Source organism: Pseudomonas sp. DF11 (assembly GCF_058148565.1).
The window spans coordinates 35308-52030 of sequence record NZ_JBYVYN010000006.1; the positions used below are offsets into that span (position 1 = coordinate 35308).

General features: G+C 62.6%; 16 protein-coding genes. 6 read left to right on the plus strand and 10 right to left on the minus strand.

Annotated features, from left to right (window positions below):
- The first annotated feature begins 184 nt into the window (after nt 1-184).
- Complete coding sequence (locus AC30D9_RS18370; protein WP_490144534.1) at nt 185-2263, plus strand: putative bifunctional diguanylate cyclase/phosphodiesterase; 2079 nt, start codon at nt 185-187, stop codon at nt 2261-2263.
- A gap of 7 nt (nt 2264-2270) precedes the next feature.
- Here AC30D9_RS18370 and AC30D9_RS18375 read toward each other — a convergent pair whose 3' ends face one another.
- Nucleotides 2271-3371 carry a DNA alkylation repair protein gene (locus AC30D9_RS18375; protein ID WP_490144535.1) on the minus strand — a complete coding sequence of 367 codons (1101 nt, stop codon included), beginning with the start codon at nt 3369-3371 and terminating at the stop codon, nt 2271-2273.
- A 162-nt stretch (nt 3372-3533) separates the two neighbouring features.
- On the opposite strand from AC30D9_RS18375, the gene AC30D9_RS18380 reads away from it, so the two are divergent.
- Nucleotides 3534-3842, plus strand: coding sequence for an RcnB family protein (locus tag AC30D9_RS18380; protein ID WP_109755169.1), 309 nt, complete (start codon nt 3534-3536; stop codon nt 3840-3842).
- A gap of 3 nt (nt 3843-3845) precedes the next feature.
- Here the strand turns inward: AC30D9_RS18380 and AC30D9_RS18385 are convergent, their stop codons facing one another.
- Nucleotides 3846-4169: a protealysin inhibitor emfourin gene (locus AC30D9_RS18385; protein ID WP_134923885.1), complete on the minus strand. Its 324-nt coding sequence runs from the start codon at nt 4167-4169 to the stop codon at nt 3846-3848.
- Complete coding sequence (locus AC30D9_RS18390; protein ID WP_307571071.1) at nt 4169-5230, minus strand: M4 family metallopeptidase; 1062 nt, start codon at nt 5228-5230, stop codon at nt 4169-4171. The genes AC30D9_RS18385 and AC30D9_RS18390 overlap by 1 nt, the downstream gene beginning before the upstream one ends.
- Before the next feature lie 145 nt (nt 5231-5375).
- On the opposite strand from AC30D9_RS18390, the gene AC30D9_RS18395 reads away from it, so the two are divergent.
- Both AC30D9_RS18395 and AC30D9_RS18400 read left to right on the plus strand, forming a co-directional pair.
- Nucleotides 5376-5717: an FKBP-type peptidyl-prolyl cis-trans isomerase gene (locus tag AC30D9_RS18395; protein ID WP_003182897.1), complete on the plus strand. Its 342-nt coding sequence runs from the start codon at nt 5376-5378 to the stop codon at nt 5715-5717.
- A gap of 59 nt (nt 5718-5776) precedes the next feature.
- Nucleotides 5777-6532, plus strand: coding sequence for an ArsR/SmtB family transcription factor (locus AC30D9_RS18400; RefSeq protein ID WP_490144536.1), 756 nt, complete (start codon nt 5777-5779; stop codon nt 6530-6532).
- Nucleotides 6533-6741: 209 nt separating this feature from the next.
- On the opposite strand, the gene AC30D9_RS18405 is transcribed toward AC30D9_RS18400, so the two are convergent.
- Complete coding sequence (locus tag AC30D9_RS18405; protein WP_490144537.1) at nt 6742-7533, minus strand: AraC family ligand binding domain-containing protein; 792 nt, start codon at nt 7531-7533, stop codon at nt 6742-6744.
- 108 nt (nt 7534-7641) lie between these two features.
- On the opposite strand from AC30D9_RS18405, the gene AC30D9_RS18410 reads away from it, so the two are divergent.
- Nucleotides 7642-8571, plus strand: a complete 930-nt coding sequence (locus tag AC30D9_RS18410) for a DMT family transporter (RefSeq protein ID WP_490144538.1) — start codon at nt 7642-7644, stop codon at nt 8569-8571.
- Between the two features lie 85 nt (nt 8572-8656).
- Here the strand turns inward: AC30D9_RS18410 and AC30D9_RS18415 are convergent, their stop codons facing one another.
- The 5 genes from AC30D9_RS18415 to AC30D9_RS18435 all read right to left on the minus strand — a co-directional run bounded on the left by AC30D9_RS18415 (nt 8657) and on the right by AC30D9_RS18435 (nt 14948).
- Nucleotides 8657-9676, minus strand: coding sequence for a branched-chain amino acid aminotransferase (locus tag AC30D9_RS18415; protein WP_134923890.1), 1020 nt, complete (start codon nt 9674-9676; stop codon nt 8657-8659).
- A gap of 309 nt (nt 9677-9985) precedes the next feature.
- Nucleotides 9986-11371 (minus strand): dihydrolipoyl dehydrogenase, encoded by a 1386-nt coding sequence (gene lpdA / locus AC30D9_RS18420; RefSeq protein ID WP_490144539.1) that lies wholly within the window; start codon nt 11369-11371, stop codon nt 9986-9988.
- A gap of 3 nt (nt 11372-11374) precedes the next feature.
- Nucleotides 11375-12652 (minus strand): dihydrolipoamide acetyltransferase family protein, encoded by a 1278-nt coding sequence (locus AC30D9_RS18425; protein WP_490144540.1) that lies wholly within the window; start codon nt 12650-12652, stop codon nt 11375-11377.
- A complete protein-coding gene (locus tag AC30D9_RS18430) occupies nt 12653-13711 on the minus strand; it encodes an alpha-ketoacid dehydrogenase subunit beta (protein WP_018605866.1) in 1059 nt (352 codons plus the stop codon).
- A 1-nt stretch (nt 13712) separates the two neighbouring features.
- Nucleotides 13713-14948 carry a 3-methyl-2-oxobutanoate dehydrogenase (2-methylpropanoyl-transferring) subunit alpha gene (locus tag AC30D9_RS18435; RefSeq protein ID WP_134923893.1) on the minus strand — a complete coding sequence of 412 codons (1236 nt, stop codon included), beginning with the start codon at nt 14946-14948 and terminating at the stop codon, nt 13713-13715.
- Nucleotides 14949-15140: 192 nt separating this feature from the next.
- Between AC30D9_RS18435 and bkdR the strand changes: the two genes are divergently transcribed.
- Nucleotides 15141-15629 (plus strand): Bkd operon transcriptional regulator BkdR, encoded by a 489-nt coding sequence (gene bkdR / locus AC30D9_RS18440; RefSeq protein ID WP_109755132.1) that lies wholly within the window; start codon nt 15141-15143, stop codon nt 15627-15629.
- Between the two features lie 224 nt (nt 15630-15853).
- On the opposite strand, the gene AC30D9_RS18445 is transcribed toward bkdR, so the two are convergent.
- Nucleotides 15854-16717, minus strand: coding sequence for an MBL fold metallo-hydrolase (locus AC30D9_RS18445; protein ID WP_490144541.1), 864 nt, complete (start codon nt 16715-16717; stop codon nt 15854-15856).
- Nucleotides 16718-16723: the final 6 nt, after the last annotated feature.

The window sequence follows — 16723 nt, forward strand, 5'->3', positions numbered from 1 at the left end:
GTGAACGAATGATTGATGGCTTCAAAATTTTTCACCCTGTTGGGAGTAGTGTCTTTCGTCGAAAATATTCAGCTTTGATGGCTTTTTGACATTTGGTTCGTGCGTCCCTGTCACGATTAAGTACAATCGCCGGCCTCCAACCGGGCATGGACGCAGTCCGGTTCTCCAGTTACGAGAAAAAACCATGCTCATCGGCAGTTATTCCCCCGCCCTGGTTTCGATTTCCTTGTTTGTTGCCGTGCTGGCTTCCTACACCGCGCTGGACCTGGCCGGGCGTATCGCGACCGCCCAGGGGCGCGCGGCGCATTTGTGGATGACCGGGGGCGCGTTGGCGATGGGGGTGGGCATCTGGTCCATGCACTTCATCGGCATGCTGGCGTTCAGCTTGCCGGTGGAGCTTGGCTACGATGTATCGATCACCGCGCTGTCATTGTTGATCGCCATTCTTTCCAGCGGTTTTGCCCTGTGGCTGGTCAGCCAACCGCAGTTGCCGGCCTGGCAGTTGGCGTTTGGCGCGCTGATCATGGGCGCCGGGATCAGCGCCATGCACTACACCGGCATGGCTGCGCTGCGGATGCAGCCGGGCATCGATTATGACCCGACGCTGTTCGGGGCTTCGTTGGTGATTGCGGTCGGCGCTTCTGCGGCGGCGCTGTGGATTGCCTTTCGCCTGCGCCAGAACACCCCTCACGTGCGTTTGGCTCGCGCGGGCGCCGCGGTGGTCATGGGTGTTGCCATCGTTGGCATGCACTACACCGGCATGGCCGGGGCGCAGTTCAGCGAGGGCAGCTTTTGTGGCTCTTTGGACGGCTTGAGCGGCAAGGGCCTGGACAATCTGGTGTTGATCACCACCCTGGCGGTGTTGGCCATTGCCTTGCTGACCTCGATTCTCGACGCGCGCCTGGAAGCCCGGACCGCAGAGCTGGCCCAGTCCCTGACCCAGGCCAACCGGGAACTGACCCAGTTGGCCCTGCACGACCCCCTTACCGGACTGCCCAACCGTGTATTGCTGGCCGATCGTATCGACCAGGCCATGCACCTTGTGCAAGAGCAGGGCGGTTGCTTCGCCCTGATGTTCATCGACCTCGATGGTTTCAAGCCGGTCAACGATGCCTTTGGTCACCACATGGGCGATTTGTTGCTGCGGGACGTAGCCCTGCGCCTGCGCGAAGACCTGCGCAGCCAGGACACCCTGGCACGAATCGGCGGTGATGAGTTCGTGCTGCTGGTGCAACTGGCCGAGCCCGACGATGCCCTGCGGTTGGCGGCACGTCAGGTCGGCTTGATCGGACGCACGTTCCGGGTGGCTGACCATGACTTGCAGATATCCGCCAGCGTCGGCATCGCCCTTTACCCGGGCAACGGCCGGAGCGCCGAAGAACTGCTGATGAATGCCGATGCGGCGATGTATCACGCCAAGGGCGCCGGCAAAAACGGCTACAGCTTTTTCGACGCCTCGATGAACAGCAATGCCCGCAAGCAATTGCAACTGCTGCAAGACCTGCGCACGGCCGTCGAACAGCGGCAATTCAGCCTGCATTACCAGCCCAAGTTCGATGCGGCCAATGGCCGTCCGGTGGGGGCCGAGGCCCTGTTGCGCTGGACCCACCCGACCCAGGGTCTGTTGATGCCCGACACGTTCATCGACCTGGCGGAAAAGACCGGTTTGATCATCCCGATCGGCGAATGGGTACTGAACGAAGCCTGTCGGCAGATGCGCGAATGGTACGTGCTCGGTTATACCGACTGGCGTATCGCGGTGAATCTCTCGGCCTTGCAGTTCTGCCATACAGGCCTGGTGCAGAGCGTGGCCAAGGCGTTGGAGACGCATCAGCTGCCGGCCAACAGCCTGACCCTGGAAATCACCGAAACCACCGCCATGAGTGATGCGGACGCGAGCATGACGGTGCTGCAACAGCTCTCGGACATGGGGGTGGACCTGTCCATCGACGATTTCGGCACCGGCTATTCGAGCCTGATGTACCTCAAGCGCCTGCCGGCCAACGAGTTGAAGATCGATCGCGGTTTCGTGCGTGACCTGGAACATGACAGCGATGATGCAGCCATCGTCTCGGCCATTGTCGCCCTCGGCCGGGCCCTGGGCCTGCGGATCGTCGCCGAAGGGGTGGAAACCGATGTGCAGCAAGACTTCCTGACCCAGTTGGGCTGCGATTCGCTACAGGGCTATCTGCTCGGTCATCCGCTGCCGGCCGAGCGTTTCCTGCGGGAGATACGCCAGGCCAAACGCGTAGCAGTGGTCTGAGGCAGCCTCAGGGGACGATATCGAACGCCGTGCTACCCAGTCGCTCGCCGTTGACCAACAGGTGCACGGCATGCCGGCCCGCGTAATGCTTGCGGGTGGTCAGCTCGCGAATGTGTTGGGAGCGACTGAGGTTGACGCAACCGCGGGCGGGCAGGTCGAAGGTCTTGAGCTTGAAGACTTTGGCCGAGGTGCCGCCCGAGGCTTTCACGTAGTCGACGGCGTAGTCGATCACCAGGCGCTGGCTCTGGTCGAGGGTTGATTGCACGGTGAAGGACAGGGTGATTTGTTCTCCCAAGCGAATGACCGCCGGCGTCACCTTCAGGTCAAGGATTTCGACCTGGGCCTTGCCGCCGACCCCGATGATGGCCAGCGCCCGGGGATGGCCTTGTTTGATCAGGCTGCGCAGGGCATGCCGGGCGATCCAGGCGGTGTGGCGCTCTTGCAGGGGCCAGCTTTCGATCCGCTCCAGCACCCAGTCCGGATGCTGCTTGGTCACGTCGTTGAGGTGGTTGGCCACGGACTTGCGCACATAGAGGCTGTCGTCGGCCTTGAGCGCGTCGAGGATCCCGGCGGCGAGGTCGGGGTTGGCCTGGATCGGTTCCAGGTGGAATGACCACGGCAAGCGCGGTCGGCTGCCTTCGCTGGCCAGGCGACGGACGTGCTCGTTGCCGTCCAGTGCCCAGTCGTGCATGACCTTGAGGGTGCGCGCCAGGTCGTCACGCAGGAAGTGCCGCACGGCGAATTCCGACGAGCTGAACTGGGTGAAGTACTTGAGCGCGTCCATGGACAGGTCGAAGGTGTGCCGGCCGTAAGATGCCACATAGTGCGGCAGGAACATGCTGACAAACATGCTGTTGAGGCGCGGCGCCAGGGCACGCAGCACCTCCAGCGACGCTTCATAACCCAGGGGGAGCACCGCATGCAGGCATTCACTGACCCGTGCCATGCGCTGCATTACCGACAATGGGGCCAGCCCGTCGTTGGTCATGTGCAAGAACGCCTTGGCGTCGAATGCCGGATACACCGCGAGCATTTCGCCGGCGATGTGCTCCAGGCGGGCACTGTTGAAGATTTCCTTGAGGGCAGGGGAGGAGGCAGTGGTGCTCATGATGGGTCCGTCCGGCGGGTGTTATCGTTCTGGGCCGGTCACTATGCCATGCATGAGCCATGGCGAGGGAGGCTCTCAGCCGTCAGTCGCTACAGTAAAGGGAATGATTCGCCACCCGCGAAGTCCCAGCTTCAGTCCCTCGAATAACTGGAGTTTTTTTCTATGCGCAAACCAACCCTGATCGCCAGTCTGGTCCTGATCGCCGGCCTCGGAGCCCTTGGGCCTGTTGCGCAGGCGGTCGAGAAAACCGGAGACGCCCTGGAGCATTCGCCGAGCAATGGCCGCCGGCTGGTGGAGAACGACCGGGTACCGGCGGACTACCAGCGCGCGGACCGGGCCATGAAAGACTGGAAACAGAAAAAACTTGAGCAGCCGACAAAAGAGCAGCAGTGGGTGCAGATCGACGACAAGTACCTGCTGATCGAAACCGTGTCCGGCGCCATCGTCAAGATCGTTCCGGCCACACGTTAAATCTCAGAGCACTTCGCCTTTGTCCCACAGGTGAACCAGCTCGCCGGGTGCCTGGTCCTCGGGCACCTGCAGCACCATTTCGTCGTCCTGGTCGTTGGCACGATAGCGCACCTCGATCTGGAAAAATCGTTGGTCGCCGCGCCCGGGCGTGGAGGAGGTCAGCGGCAGGCAGCCCTCCAGGACCGAACAGATGCGTGTGCGCTGGTCGAGGTCGCACTGGGCGAACTCGATTTCCCGTGGTCGGCTCAACGCATGGATGGCGGCCACGCCGCCCTGGCGCGATAGCCGTACCACGGCCTTGTCGTCGAGGTCTGGAAGGGTTTTCATCAGCTCTCCTGTGTCAGGTCGACGCCGACCTGGGTCCAGCCGTTCTGCACCGCTTGCACTTCCCGTGTGCCGAAACGCTGGCGGGCATGCTCGACGGTCAGGCGGGCGAAGGTGCTGAAGGTCGCGTCGTTGGGCAGTCTTCGGTCGCACAAGGTTTCATACCAGATCCGGCCGGCCTTTTCCCAGGCAAATCCGCCCAGCGTGGTCGCCACCAGATAAAAGGCCCGGTTGGGAATGCCGGAATTGATGTGCACGCCGCCGTTGTCTTCACGGGTAATGACGAATTCGCGCATGTGCGACGGTTGCGGGTCCTTGCCCAGCAACGGGTCATCGTAGGCGCTGCCGGGGTTGGACATGCTGCGCAGGCCGTCGCCGTTGATCTTGTCCGTGAGCAGGTCGGCGCCGATCAGCCAGTCGGCCTGGTCGGCGGTCTGCTCAAGCACGAACTGCTTGACCAGCACACCAAACACATCGGAGATGGATTCGTTCAGCGCCCCGGACTGGTTGGCGTAGATCAGCCCGGCCTCACTTTCGGTGACGCCATGGGCCAACTCGTGGGCGACCACGTCCAGGGAGCGAGTGAAGCGCTGGAAGATTTCGCCATCGCCGTCGCCGAATACCATCTGCGCGCCGTTCCAGAAGGCGTTTTCATAGCCCTGGCCATAATGCACGCTGCCCACCAGGGCAAAACCTTTGTTGTCGATGGAATCGCGTCCCAGGACTTTCCAGAAAAAATCATAGGTGGCGCCGAGGGCATCGTAGGCTTCGTCCACGGCAGGGTCACCACTGGCCCGTTGGCCTTCCAGGCGTACCGGCTGGCCGGGCAGTTCCATGGTGTTCTGGGCGTCATGCACACTGCGCTGCGGCTGTCCGGCCTTGCCGGGCTTGGGCAGCGCCGCGGCGACGGGCGGGGTGCTGGGCGGACCGGGGTTGTGCCGCAGGCTGCGCACGTGGGTCAAGGTGCCGAGGGCGCTGGAGCGTTGCTGTTCGGAGCCGTGGGCGATGATGCGATTGAGGATGTATGGAGGAATGAAGCCGTGGAGCGGGCGAGAGTCGATCATCAGAAAATCCTTATCTGAAATACAGGGTCGATACCCATGTGAACCGAAGAGTCCGTCGCGGTTCCCTGCTGCATGGCAGACAACGTTTGCCATGCGTCCTGATTTCTGCGAAAACCCCGCGCCTGGATCACAAGAGCGAGACGCCATGAACGAAGAACTGCAAATCATCGACCTGGAACAGGGCGACGGCAAAAGCGTAGTCAAAGGTGCGCTGATAACCACTCAATACCGCGGCACCCTTGAAGACGGCACCGAATTCGACTCGTCCTACAGCCGTGGCAAACCTTTCCAGTGTGTGATCGGCACCGGTCGCGTCATCAAGGGCTGGGACCTGGGCCTGATGGGCATGAAAGTCGGTGGCAAGCGCAAACTGCTGGTACCGGCGCACCTGGCCTACGGTGAACGATCCATGGGCGCTCACATCAAGCCCAATGCCAACCTCATCTTTGAAATCGAGTTGCTGGAAGTCCTGACCCGAGACGATTGAAAGGCTCTGTTGCTACTATCTCCAGTCGATGCATGGCTTGATTCGTCGAGGAGCGAAATATGAACGCAGAGCAGCATGATCTGGGCGTGTCCCAGGTGGCCGCAGCCATTGCCGAGCCGGCCCGTACCCGAATGCTGTGTGCGCTGATGGACGGCCATGCCCGCACCAGCACCGAATTGGCGAGCATCGCCGAGGTCGGCGCCTCGACCGCCAGCGCCCATCTGGCGAAACTCAAGCAGATGGCCCTGGTGCGCCTGCATGTCCAGGGCCGTCACCGTTATTACAGCCTGGCGGACCCGCGCGTCGCCCAGGCACTGGAGGCGTTGATGGTGATTGGCCAGAGCGCCACGCCGACCTTCACGCCGCGCACACCGGATCGCCTGCAATTCGCCCGCACCTGCTACGACCACATGGCCGGCACCTTGGCGGTGCGCCTGCATGACCGGATGATCGAGGCCGGGTGGCTGGTGGACGTGGAGGGCGAGGGTTATCGGCTGAGTGAATCCGGCGAGGCGCTGTGCGAAGGATTGGGCATCGATGTCCAACGCCTCGCCACGCAACGCCGCCGATTCGCCTGCCCTTGCCTGGACTGGAGCATGCGCCGCCCGCACCTGGGTGGTGCCTTGGGAGCGGCGTTATTGCAGGTGGCGATCAAGCGCAAATGGGTAATCCAGGACCTGGACAGCCGGGCGCTGGGGGTGACGGCCAGTGGCCGCAGGGAGATGGCGGGGCGGTTTGGTGTGAGTGCCGAAATCGAGGTCAAACCCACTGGCGTCATCGCGAGCAGGCTCGCTCCCACAGTGGGCCTGCGCTGAACACATGATTGATGTCCACCGACAGACCCTGTGGGAGCGGGCTTGCCCGCGAAGGGGCTCTCACATCCAACCTCCATGCAAGCTGACCCACCGCTTTCGCGAGCAAGCCCGCTCCCACAATGGGCCTGCGGTGAACACATGATTGATTTCCACCGACAGACCCTGTGGGAGCGAGCCTCGCGATAGCCATTCCAGCACCACCCACATCATCAAGCCATATGCCTGCGCCGATATTCATCCGGGGTGGTGCCCATCATCTTGCGAAACATGCTGATGAATGCCGAGGCGCTGCTGTAGCCCAGGTCCAGGCCGATGGTTTCCACGCTCTGGCCACGTTCGAGCAGGGCCAGGGCCTCGATGACTCTCAGGCGCTGGCGCCATTCCACCAGTGACATGCCCAGGTCACGTTGCGCCCGGCGCATCAGCGTGCATTCGGTGGTGTTGGCGGCGCGGGCCAGTTGCGGCAAGGAGCGCGGGTCGCTGGGGTTCGCCTCCAAGGCCCGTAGTACGGGGCCCAGCAGTGGATCATCCGAGGACGGCAGGTAGCTGCCGACATGGGGCGCCTGCGTCAGCTTGTCCACCAACACCTGCAACAACCGCTGTTGCTCGGGCGTCTGTGGCTGGCTTGGCGGATCGCTGCGCAGCTCTTCCAGCAACGCGCGGATCAGCGGGCTCAAGGTCAGCGCGCAGGGCGCGGCAGGCAGTGCACCGCACAGTTCGGCGGCCAGGTACAGCGAACAATGGCAGGCCTCATGCCGATTGAACCCCACGTGTTCCATGTCCGGCGGCAGCCAGATGCCGTACTGCGGTGGCGCCAGGTAATGATGCTGGGCGATCTCGATTTCCATCACCCCGCTATAGGAATAGACAAACTCACCCCAGGCATGCCGGTGCCGGGGGTAAGTGGCGTGAGCCGGCATGCAGGCGCTGCGAAAGAAAATCGGCGAGGGCAGGGCCGCGTCGAACGGAGGAATCTTCAGATGTTGGGCTGGAGGCTGCATATCGACCGCAATGGCGGATTACCGGGATGGCTTGTCGGGTAATCACTATATCCAGCAAAGGTGTCAGGCAGACAATCCTTTCATCTATTTCTGCCCAAGGATCTTCCCATGACCACCCGCCGTGCCCTGGATGGCCAGGTCTGCGCCCTGATGACTGGCCTCTGCGCCATCTGGGGTTTCCAGCAAGTCGCAATCAAGGCCGGCGCCGCTGATATGGCGCCGATGCTGCAACTGGGTGTGCGTTCCGCCATCGCGGCGGTACTGGTCTGGCTCTTGGTGCTGGCGCGCGGTGAGCGCCTGTCGCTGGCCGGCGGCAGTTGGCGCCCGGGCCTGCTGGTGGGGTTGTTGTTCGCCCTGGAGTTCGTGATGGTAGGCGAAGGCCTGCGTCATACGACGGCTTCGCACATGGTGATTTTCCTGTACACCGCACCGATGTTCGCCGCCCTTGGCTTGCACTGGAAACTGCCGAGCGAACGCCTCAAGCCGGCGCAATGGCTGGGTATTGCCGTTGCGTTTGGTGGGATCGTGGTGGCCTTCAGTGGCGGCTCGGACGCGGCGAGTGGCAGCTCGTTGCTCGGTGACGGCATGGGCTTGTTGGCTGGCGCGTTATGGGGCGCAACCACGGTGACGGTGCGGTGTTCGCGGCTGACGGACCTGCCCGCCAGCCAGACGCTGCTTTATCAACTGGTTGGCGCCGGCGTACTGCTGATCGGAATGTCGCTGGCGCTGGGGCAAACAACGATCAACCCCACGCCACAACTCATTGCCAGCATGGCATTCCAGGTGTTGCTGGTGTCTTTCGCCAGCTTCCTGATCTGGTTCTCCCTGCTGCGCCGCTACCTCGCTTCGCAACTGGGTGTGCTGTCGTTCATGACGCCGCTGTTCGGCATCGGTTTTGGCGTCTGGTTGCTGGATGAGCCGCTGGAGCCGAACTTCATCGTCGGCGCGATTCTGGTACTGGGCGGGATCTTGCTGGTCAGCGGTTATGGATGGTTTCGCCAGCGTTGGGGGCGATGGCCGGTGTTGCGGCAGGAGTAACTGAACGAAGTATAAAAAGCCCACCCCTGTTGAAGCAGAGGTGGGCTTTTTTATTGAGGCCGCGCGCCGTTGTGGCGAGCGGGGATCAAACCTTGACGATCCAACCCGCTGGCGCTTCGACGTCGCCGGTCTGCACGCCGGTCAGCTCTTTGTAGAGCTTCTGGGTGATCGGGCCGACTTCGGTTTCGCTGTGGAACACGTGCAGCTTGTCCTTGTAGCTGATGCCGCCAATCGGGGTGATGACCGCAGCGGTACCGCAAGCGCCGGCTTCCTTGAAGTCCGACAGCTTGTCGATGAACACGTCGCCTTCGATCACTTCCAGGCCCAGGCGCGATTTGGCCAGTTCGATCAGCGACAGGCGGGTGATGCCCGGCAGGACCGAAGGGGATTTAGGAGTGACGAATTTGTTGTCGTGGGTGATGCCGAAGAAATTCGCCGAGCCGACTTCCTCGATTTTCGAGTGGGTCAGCGGGTCCAGGTAGATGCAGTCGGCGAAGCTGGCCTTCTTGGCCTGGGAGCCGGGCATCAGGCTGGCGGCGTAGTTGCCACCGACCTTGGCCGCGCCGGTGCCTTGTGGCGCGGCGCGGTCGTAGCTGGAGATCAGGAAGTTGTGCGGGGTCAGGCCGCCCTTGAAGTAGGCGCCGACCGGGATGCAGAAAATCGAAAAGATGAACTCGGGTGCGGTGCGCACGCCGATGTTGTCACCCACGCCGATCACGAACGGGCGCAGGTACAGCGCGCCGCCGGTGCCATAAGGCGGGATGAAGCGCTCGTTGGCGCGGACTACTTGCTTGCAGGCTTCGACGAATTGCTCGGTCGCGACTTGCGGCATCAGCAGACGGGCGCAGCTGTTCTGCATGCGGGCGGCGTTCTGGTCCGGGCGGAACAGATTGATCGAACCGTCCTTGCAGCGATAGGCCTTCAGGCCTTCGAAGCACTGCTGACCGTAGTGCAGGGCGGTGGAGCCCTCGCTGATGTGCAGCACGTTGTCGTCGGTCAGGGTGCCGGCGTCCCAGGCGCCATCGCGCCAGTGCGACAGGTAGCGCTTGTCGGTCTTGATGTAGTCAAAGCCCAGTTTGTCCCAATTGATGCTCTCGTTACCCATGACACCCTCTATTTCTTAACAACCGTCGAAACGGTTCAAGGCTTCTGACGTTTTTTGGATGGGGACAACAATACTTCATTCCGGGGCTGTTTCGCAGCCTGTAACACCAATCCTGTGGGTGAAAACCCAATGATTGGCCGCTCCACATAACCCTGTGGCGGGGGGATTTATCCCCGCTGGGTTGCGCAGCAACCCCATTGGCGCTGCGATCCCCGATATACCTGATGTACCGCGATGACAGGTTTTGGGGCTGCTTCGCAACCCAGCAGGGATAAATCCCCTCGCCACAAGGCCAATCACCTGAAACAGTTACAGATGCAACGCATGCCCCAACGCCCGCAACGCCGCTTCCTGCACCGCCTCGCCCAGCGTCGGGTGGGCGTGGATGGTGCCGGCGATGTCTTCCAGGCGTGCGCCCATTTCCAAGGATTGGCCGAACGCGGTAGACAGCTCCGAGACACCGACACCAACGGCTTGCCAACCGACGATCAAATGATTGTCCCGGCGCGCCACGACCCGCACGAAACCGCTTTTCGATTCCAGGGTCATGGCCCGGCCATTGGCGGCGAACGGGAAGCTCGACACGATGCAATCGAGCCCGGCGGCCTTGGCGTCGTCCGGCGTCTTGCCGACCACCACCAGTTCCGGGTCGGTGAAGCACACTGCAGCGATGGCGGTCGGGTTGAACTCGCGATGCTGGCCCGCGATCAGCTCGGCGACCATTTCGCCCTGGGCCATGGCCCGGTGGGCGAGCATCGGCTCGCCGCTCAGGTCGCCGATGGCCCAGACGTTGCGCATGCTGGTCTGGCAACGGTGGTCGATTTTCACCGCAGAACCGTTCATCGCCAAGTCCAACGCCTCAAGGTTCCAGCCCTGGGTGTTGGGTTTGCGACCAACGGCCACCAGCACCCGGTCGGTGTCCAGGTTCAGCATCTCGCCATTGGGATCACGCACTTGCAAGGTGCTGGCCTGGGCATCGAAACCTTCGACGCTGTGCTTGAGGTACAGCTTCACGCCCAGTTGCTTGAGCGCCTCGTGCACCGGTTGGGTCAGCTCGCCGTCGTAGGCTGGCAGGATCCGTTCCTGGGCCTCGACCACGCTGACTTCGGCACCGAGCTTGCGGTAGGCGATGCCCAGCTCCAGGCCGATGTAGCCACCGCCGACCACCACCAGGTGCTTGGGCACCGAGGTGGGCGCGAGGGCTTCGGTGGAGGAAATGACCGGCCCGCCAATCGGCAGCATCGGCAGGTCGACGCTTTTCGAGCCGGTGGCCAGCAGCAGGTGTTCGCACTGGATGCGGGTGTCGCCGACTTCAACGCTCTTGCCATCGATCACCTTGGCCCAGCCATGAATGACTTGGACCTTGTGCTTTTTCAACAGCGCCGCGACGCCAGTGGTCAGGCGATCGACGATGCCGTCCTTCCATTCCACGCTCTTGCCGATGTCCAGGCTCGGCGCCGACACGGTGATGCCCAAGGCCGAGCCCTGGCTGTGGTGCCGGGTCTGGTGGAACTGTTCGGCTACATGAATCAGCGCCTTGGACGGAATGCAGCCGATGTTCAGGCAGGTCCCGCCCAGCGCCTGGCCTTCCACCAGGATGGTCGGGATGCCCAACTGGCCGGCGCGGATCGCTGCCACATAACCGCCAGGACCGCCGCCGATGATCAGCAGCGTGGTGTTCAAAGTCTGTTGCATGCCTTACTCCACAAACAGCGTTGCGGGTTGTTCGAGCAGGCCACGCAGGGCCTGGATGAATTGCGCCGCGTCCATGCCGTCGACCACCCGATGATCGAAGGAGCTGGAGAGGTTCATCATCTTGCGAATCACGATCTGGCCTTTGATCACCACGGGCCGTTCGACGATTTTGTTCACGCCGACAATCGCCACTTCCGGCAGGTTCAGCACCGGCGTGCTGACGATGCCGCCCAACGCACCGAGGCTGGTCAGGGTGATGGTCGAACCGGACAGCTCATCGCGGCTGGCCTTGCCATTGCGCGCCGCCGTGGCCAGGCGCGAGATTTCCGCCGCGCTGTCCCACAGGCTGCGGGCCTCGGCATGACGCACCACCGGCACCATCAGGCCAACGTCGCTCTGGGCGGCGACGCCGACATGCACGGCGCCGGAGCGGTGGATCATCTGGGCTTCGTCGTCATAGCGGGCGTTCATCTGCGGGAAGTCCCGCAGGGCCACGACCAACGCGCGGACCAGGAACGGCAGCAAGGTCAGCTTGCCGCGACTGGCCCCGTGTTTTTCATTCAGATGCACCCGCAGCTCTTCCAGGGCCGTGACGTCGATTTCCTCGACGTAGCTGAAATGGGCGGCGCGTTGGGTCGCTTCCTGCATGCGCTGGGCGATTTTGCGGCGCATGCCGATCACCGGGATCTGCTGCTCGTCGTGGCGCTCGGCATAGCCCGAACCGCCCTTGGCCTGGGTCGATGGACCCTGGGCCAGATAAGCCTCGAGGTCTTCATGCAGGATACGCCCGGCGGGGCCGCTGCCCTGGACCAGGCGCAATTGAATGCCCAGGTCCAGCGCGTGCTTGCGCACGGCCGGCGAGGCCAGTGGGCGTTCTTCGGGATCGCGGGCCACCGGCGCTTGCGTGGCGCAGCGTGGCGCAGTGGTCTTTTCCACCACGGGTTCAGGTGTTGCCACCGGCGTCGGCTTTGGCGTCTGTGGAGCCGCCTGCGTCGCCGCAGCTGGAGCCGGTTGTGCCGATTCTTTCAGGTTACCCGCACCTTCGACTTCAATGCGGATCAGTTCACTGCCTACCGCCATGACTTCGCCTGGCTCGCCACCCAGGGCGATGACCCGGCCATGCACCGGCGAGGGAATGTCGACCATGGCCTTGTCGGTCATGACATCGGCCAGTACCTGGTCCTCGACCACCATGTCGCCGACCTTGACGTGCCACACCGACAGCTCAACTTCGGCGATGCCTTCGCCAATGTCCGGCATCTTGATAACGTGCGTGCCCATTCAGACCTCCATGACCCGTTTCAACGCCGCGCCCACACGGGACGGCCCTGGGAAATACGCCCACTCCTGCGCATGCGGGTAGGGGGTGTCCCAACCGGTGACACGCTCGATGGGCGCTTCCAGGTGGTGGAAGCAGTGTTCTTGCACCAGAGAAACCAGCTCGGCGCCAAAGCCGCAGGTACGGGTGGCTTCGTGGACGACCACGCAGCGGCCGGTTTTCTTCACGGATTTGACGATGGTCTCAAGGTCCAACGGCCAGAGGCTGCGCAGGTCGATGACTTCGGCGTCGATGCCGGTTTCTTCGGCCGCCACTTGGGAGACGTAGACCGTAGTGCCGTAGGTGAGAACGGTCACGTCCTTGCCCGGACGAGTAATGGCGGCCACGTCCAGCGGCACGGTGTAGTAACCGTCTGGCACCTGCGCCGAGGGATGTTTCGACCACGGTGTCACGGGACGGTCGTGGTGGCCGTCGAACGGGCCGTTATACAGGCGCTTGGGTTCGAGGAAGATCACCGGGTCATCGTTTTCGATGGAGGCGATCAGCAGGCCCTTGGCGTCATAAGGGTTCGAAGGCATGACGGTGCGCAAGCCACAGACCTGGGTGAACATCGCCTCGATGCTCTGGCTGTGGGTCTGGCCGCCATAGATGCCGCCGCCACAGGGCATGCGCAGGGTCATCGGCGCGGTGAACTCGCCAGCGGAGCGATAGCGCAGGCGCGCGGCCTCGGAAATGATCTGGTCCGACGCCGGGTAGACGTAGTCGGCGAACTGGATCTCGGCCACCGGCCGCAGCCCGTAGGCGCCCATGCCCACGGCCACGCCGACGATGCCGCTTTCGGAAATCGGTGCGTCGAACACCCGCGAGGTGCCGTACTTGTTCTGCAGGCCTTCGGTGCAACGGAACACGCCGCCGAAGTAGCCCACGTCCTGGCCGAAGACCACGACGTTGTCGTCGCGTTCGAGCATCACGTCCATGGCCGAGCGCAGGGCCTGGATCATGGTCATGGTGGTAGTGGTCATGGCGGTGTCCAACGCAATATTGTTGTTGTGATCGTTCATGTCAGATCCCCAACTGCTGACGCTGGCGCTTCAAGTGCTCCGGCATCTCTTTGTAGACGTCTTCGAACATGGTCGCGGCGCTTGGAATCTGCCCTCCGGCCAGAGTGCCGTACTGCTCGGCTTCCTTCTGCGCGGCGATCACCTCGGCTTCGAGTTCGGCGGTGACGGCGGCATGTTCCTCTTCGGACCAGTGGCCGATTTTCACCAGATGCTGCTTGAGGCGCGCAATCGGGTCGCCCAGTGGGAAGTGGCTCCAGTCGTCGGCGGGGCGATACTTCGAGGGATCGTCGGACGTGGAGTGCGGGCCGGCGCGGTAGGTGACCCATTCGATCAGCGCCGGGCCGAGGTTGCGGCGGGCGCGTTCGGCGGCCCAGCGCGAAGCGGCGTAGACCGCCATGAAGTCGTTGCCGTCGACACGCAGGGAGGCGATGCCGCAACCGACGCCGCGTCCGGCGAAGGTCGTGGCTTCACCGCCGGCGATGGCCTGGAAGGTGGAGATCGCCCACTGGTTGTTGACCACGTTGAGGATCACCGGCGCGCGGTAGACATGGGCGAAGGTCAGGGCGGTGTGGAAGTCCGATTCGGCGGTGGCGCCGTCACCGATCCAGGCCGAGGCGATCTTGGTATCGCCTTTGATCGCCGAGGCCATGCCCCAGCCCACGCCCTGGATGAATTGCGTGGCGAGGTTGCCGGAAATGGTGAAGAAACCGGCGTCCTTGACCGAGTACATGATCGGCAACTGCCGGCCCTTGAGCGGATCGCGCTCGTTGGACAGCAGTTGGCAGATCATGCCCACCAACGGCACCTCGCGGGCCATCAGGATGCTTTGCTGGCGATAGGTGGGGAAGCACATGTCATCGATGTTCAGCGCCAGGGCCTGACCGCTGCCGATCGCTTCCTCGCCGAGGCTCTGCATGTAGAACGACATTTTTTTCTGGCGCTGGGCGACCACCATGCGGTTGTCGTAGATGCGCGTCTTGAGCATGGCACGCATGCCTTTGCGAAGGATTTCGAGTGGCACGTCTTCGGCCCATGGGCCGTGGGCATTGCCCTGGTCATCGAGCACGCGAATCAGCCCGCGGGCCAGGTCGGCCGTGTCGGACGGTTCAACGTCGATGGAGGGTTTGCGCACCGTGCCGGCATCGGACAGATGCAGGTAGGAGAAGTCGGTCTGGCAGCCGGGACGGCCCGAGGGTTCGGGGACGTGCAGGCGTAGCGGTTCATACGCTGGGTTCATGGCTTTCTACGCTCGATCTTGTGAATTTCTTGTAGTGGGCGCGCTAGCTGACGAACTTTCCTGGGTAAGGAAAATTGTCCTACAACAATCATAGGCTCGACGCAGAAGAATATTTTTCTCTGTTGGCTTGCTGTTCAGATCATTTGCAGATAAAAAATCTGCATAACGATAAAAAACAGGATTATTTCTCTCATGCGTAAATTGGATCGCACCGACATCGGGATTCTGAACAGCCTTCAGGAAAATGCCCGCATCACCAACGCCGAGCTTGCCCGTTCAGTCAACCTGTCGCCGACCCCGTGCTTCAACCGCGTCCGGGCCATGGAGGAGCTGGGGGTGATCCGCGAGCAGGTCACGCTGCTGGACGCCGATCTGCTGGGGTTGCACGTCAACGTGTTCATCCATGTCAGCCTGGAGAAACAGGTGGAGGAGGCGCTGCAGCACTTCGAAGAGGCGATTTCCGACCGGCCGGAAGTGATGGAGTGCTACCTGATGGCCGGCGATCCGGATTACCTGATCCGCGTGCTGGTGCCGACCATCCAGTCGTTGGAGCGGTTCATGATGGACTTTCTGACCAAGGTCCCGGGCGTGGCGAATATCCGCTCCAGCTTTGCCCTCAAGCAGGTGCGCTACAAGACAGCGTTGCCGTTGCCGGCCAATGGGTTGACCTTGGGCACCTGAAGAGTTTCTGTGGGAGCGAGCCTGCTCGCGATAGCGTCGGCACATTCAGCACTGATGCAAGCAGACCCACCGCTATCGCGAGCAGGCTCGCTCCCACATTGGGTCCGTGGTGATGCTTGATCTTGTGTCCGCCGCCGATCCCCTGTGGGAGCGAGCTTGCTCGCGATAGCGGCCTGTCATTCAACATGATGCAAACTGACTTGATGTGGTGATCTGTTGAGCATCTAGAGCTGGTTGATCGGAATCTTCAGATACGTCACGCCATTGTCCTCCGCCGGCGGCAGGTGGCCCGCCCGCACATTCACCTGGATCGCCGGCAACAGCAGCGTCGGCATGCCCAGTGTCTTGTCGCGTTGGGTACGCATGGCGACGAACGTGGCTTCATCGATGCCGTCGTGGACATGGATATTGTGCTGGCGCTGCTCGCCCACGGTGCTCATGCATTGGGGCTCGCGTGCGTCCGGTGGATAGTCGTGGCACACATAGAGCCGCACGCTGGCGGGGAAGGCCAGCAGCTTGCGGATCGAGGCGTAGAGTTGATGGGCGTTGCCGCCGGGGAAGTCGCAGCGGGCGGTGCCCACGTCGGGCATGAACAAGGTGTCGCCCACCAGGATCACGTCGCCGTCGATCAGGTATGCCATGTCCGCCGGGGTGTGGCCGGGCACATGCAGCGCCGTGGCCTTGAGGTTGCCGATCAGAAAGGACTCGTCGGCGGCGAACAGGTGATCGAACTGCGAGCCATCCACGGCAAATGGCGCTTCGAGGTTGAACAGGGTCTTGAAGACGCTCTGGACCTGCCCGATGGCTTGGCCGATGGCGATCTTGCCGCCCAGTTCCCGGCGCAAGTACGGCGCGGCGGACAGGTGATCGGCGTGGGCGTGGGTTTCCAGCAGCCATTGCACCGTCAACTGGTGTTCGCGCACGAAGGCGATCACCCGGTCAGCCTGGGTGGTGGCGCTACGTCCCGAGGCCGGATCGTAGTCGAGCACCGGGTCGACCACCGCGCATTGCCCGCCATCGTGTTCAAAAACAACGTAGGTGTAGGTCTTTGAGGCGGGGTCGAGAAAACTCTGGATCTGCGCGGGCATGACAGC

What these genes read in the sequence shown, in the direction of transcription:
- AC30D9_RS18370 (WP_490144534.1), top strand. Translation starts at nt 185, where the DNA reads ATGCTCATCGGCAGTTATTCCCCCGCCCTGGTTTCGATTTCCTTGTTT.
- AC30D9_RS18375 (WP_490144535.1), bottom strand. Translation starts at nt 3,371, where the DNA reads ATGAGCACCACTGCCTCCTCCCCTGCCCTCAAGGAAATCTTCAACAGT.
- AC30D9_RS18380 (WP_109755169.1), top strand. Translation starts at nt 3,534, where the DNA reads ATGCGCAAACCAACCCTGATCGCCAGTCTGGTCCTGATCGCCGGCCTC.
- AC30D9_RS18385 (WP_134923885.1), bottom strand. Translation starts at nt 4,169, where the DNA reads ATGAAAACCCTTCCAGACCTCGACGACAAGGCCGTGGTACGGCTATCG.
- AC30D9_RS18390 (WP_307571071.1), bottom strand. Translation starts at nt 5,230, where the DNA reads ATGATCGACTCTCGCCCGCTCCACGGCTTCATTCCTCCATACATCCTC.
- AC30D9_RS18395 (WP_003182897.1), top strand. Translation starts at nt 5,376, where the DNA reads ATGAACGAAGAACTGCAAATCATCGACCTGGAACAGGGCGACGGCAAA.
- AC30D9_RS18400 (WP_490144536.1), top strand. Translation starts at nt 5,777, where the DNA reads ATGAACGCAGAGCAGCATGATCTGGGCGTGTCCCAGGTGGCCGCAGCC.
- AC30D9_RS18405 (WP_490144537.1), bottom strand. Translation starts at nt 7,533, where the DNA reads ATGCAGCCTCCAGCCCAACATCTGAAGATTCCTCCGTTCGACGCGGCC.
- AC30D9_RS18410 (WP_490144538.1), top strand. Translation starts at nt 7,642, where the DNA reads ATGACCACCCGCCGTGCCCTGGATGGCCAGGTCTGCGCCCTGATGACT.
- AC30D9_RS18415 (WP_134923890.1), bottom strand. Translation starts at nt 9,676, where the DNA reads ATGGGTAACGAGAGCATCAATTGGGACAAACTGGGCTTTGACTACATC.
- lpdA (WP_490144539.1), bottom strand. Translation starts at nt 11,371, where the DNA reads ATGCAACAGACTTTGAACACCACGCTGCTGATCATCGGCGGCGGTCCT.
- AC30D9_RS18425 (WP_490144540.1), bottom strand. Translation starts at nt 12,652, where the DNA reads ATGGGCACGCACGTTATCAAGATGCCGGACATTGGCGAAGGCATCGCC.
- AC30D9_RS18430 (WP_018605866.1), bottom strand. Translation starts at nt 13,711, where the DNA reads ATGAACGATCACAACAACAATATTGCGTTGGACACCGCCATGACCACT.
- AC30D9_RS18435 (WP_134923893.1), bottom strand. Translation starts at nt 14,948, where the DNA reads ATGAACCCAGCGTATGAACCGCTACGCCTGCACGTCCCCGAACCCTCG.
- bkdR (WP_109755132.1), top strand. Translation starts at nt 15,141, where the DNA reads ATGCGTAAATTGGATCGCACCGACATCGGGATTCTGAACAGCCTTCAG.
- AC30D9_RS18445 (WP_490144541.1), bottom strand. Translation starts at nt 16,717, where the DNA reads ATGCCCGCGCAGATCCAGAGTTTTCTCGACCCCGCCTCAAAGACCTAC.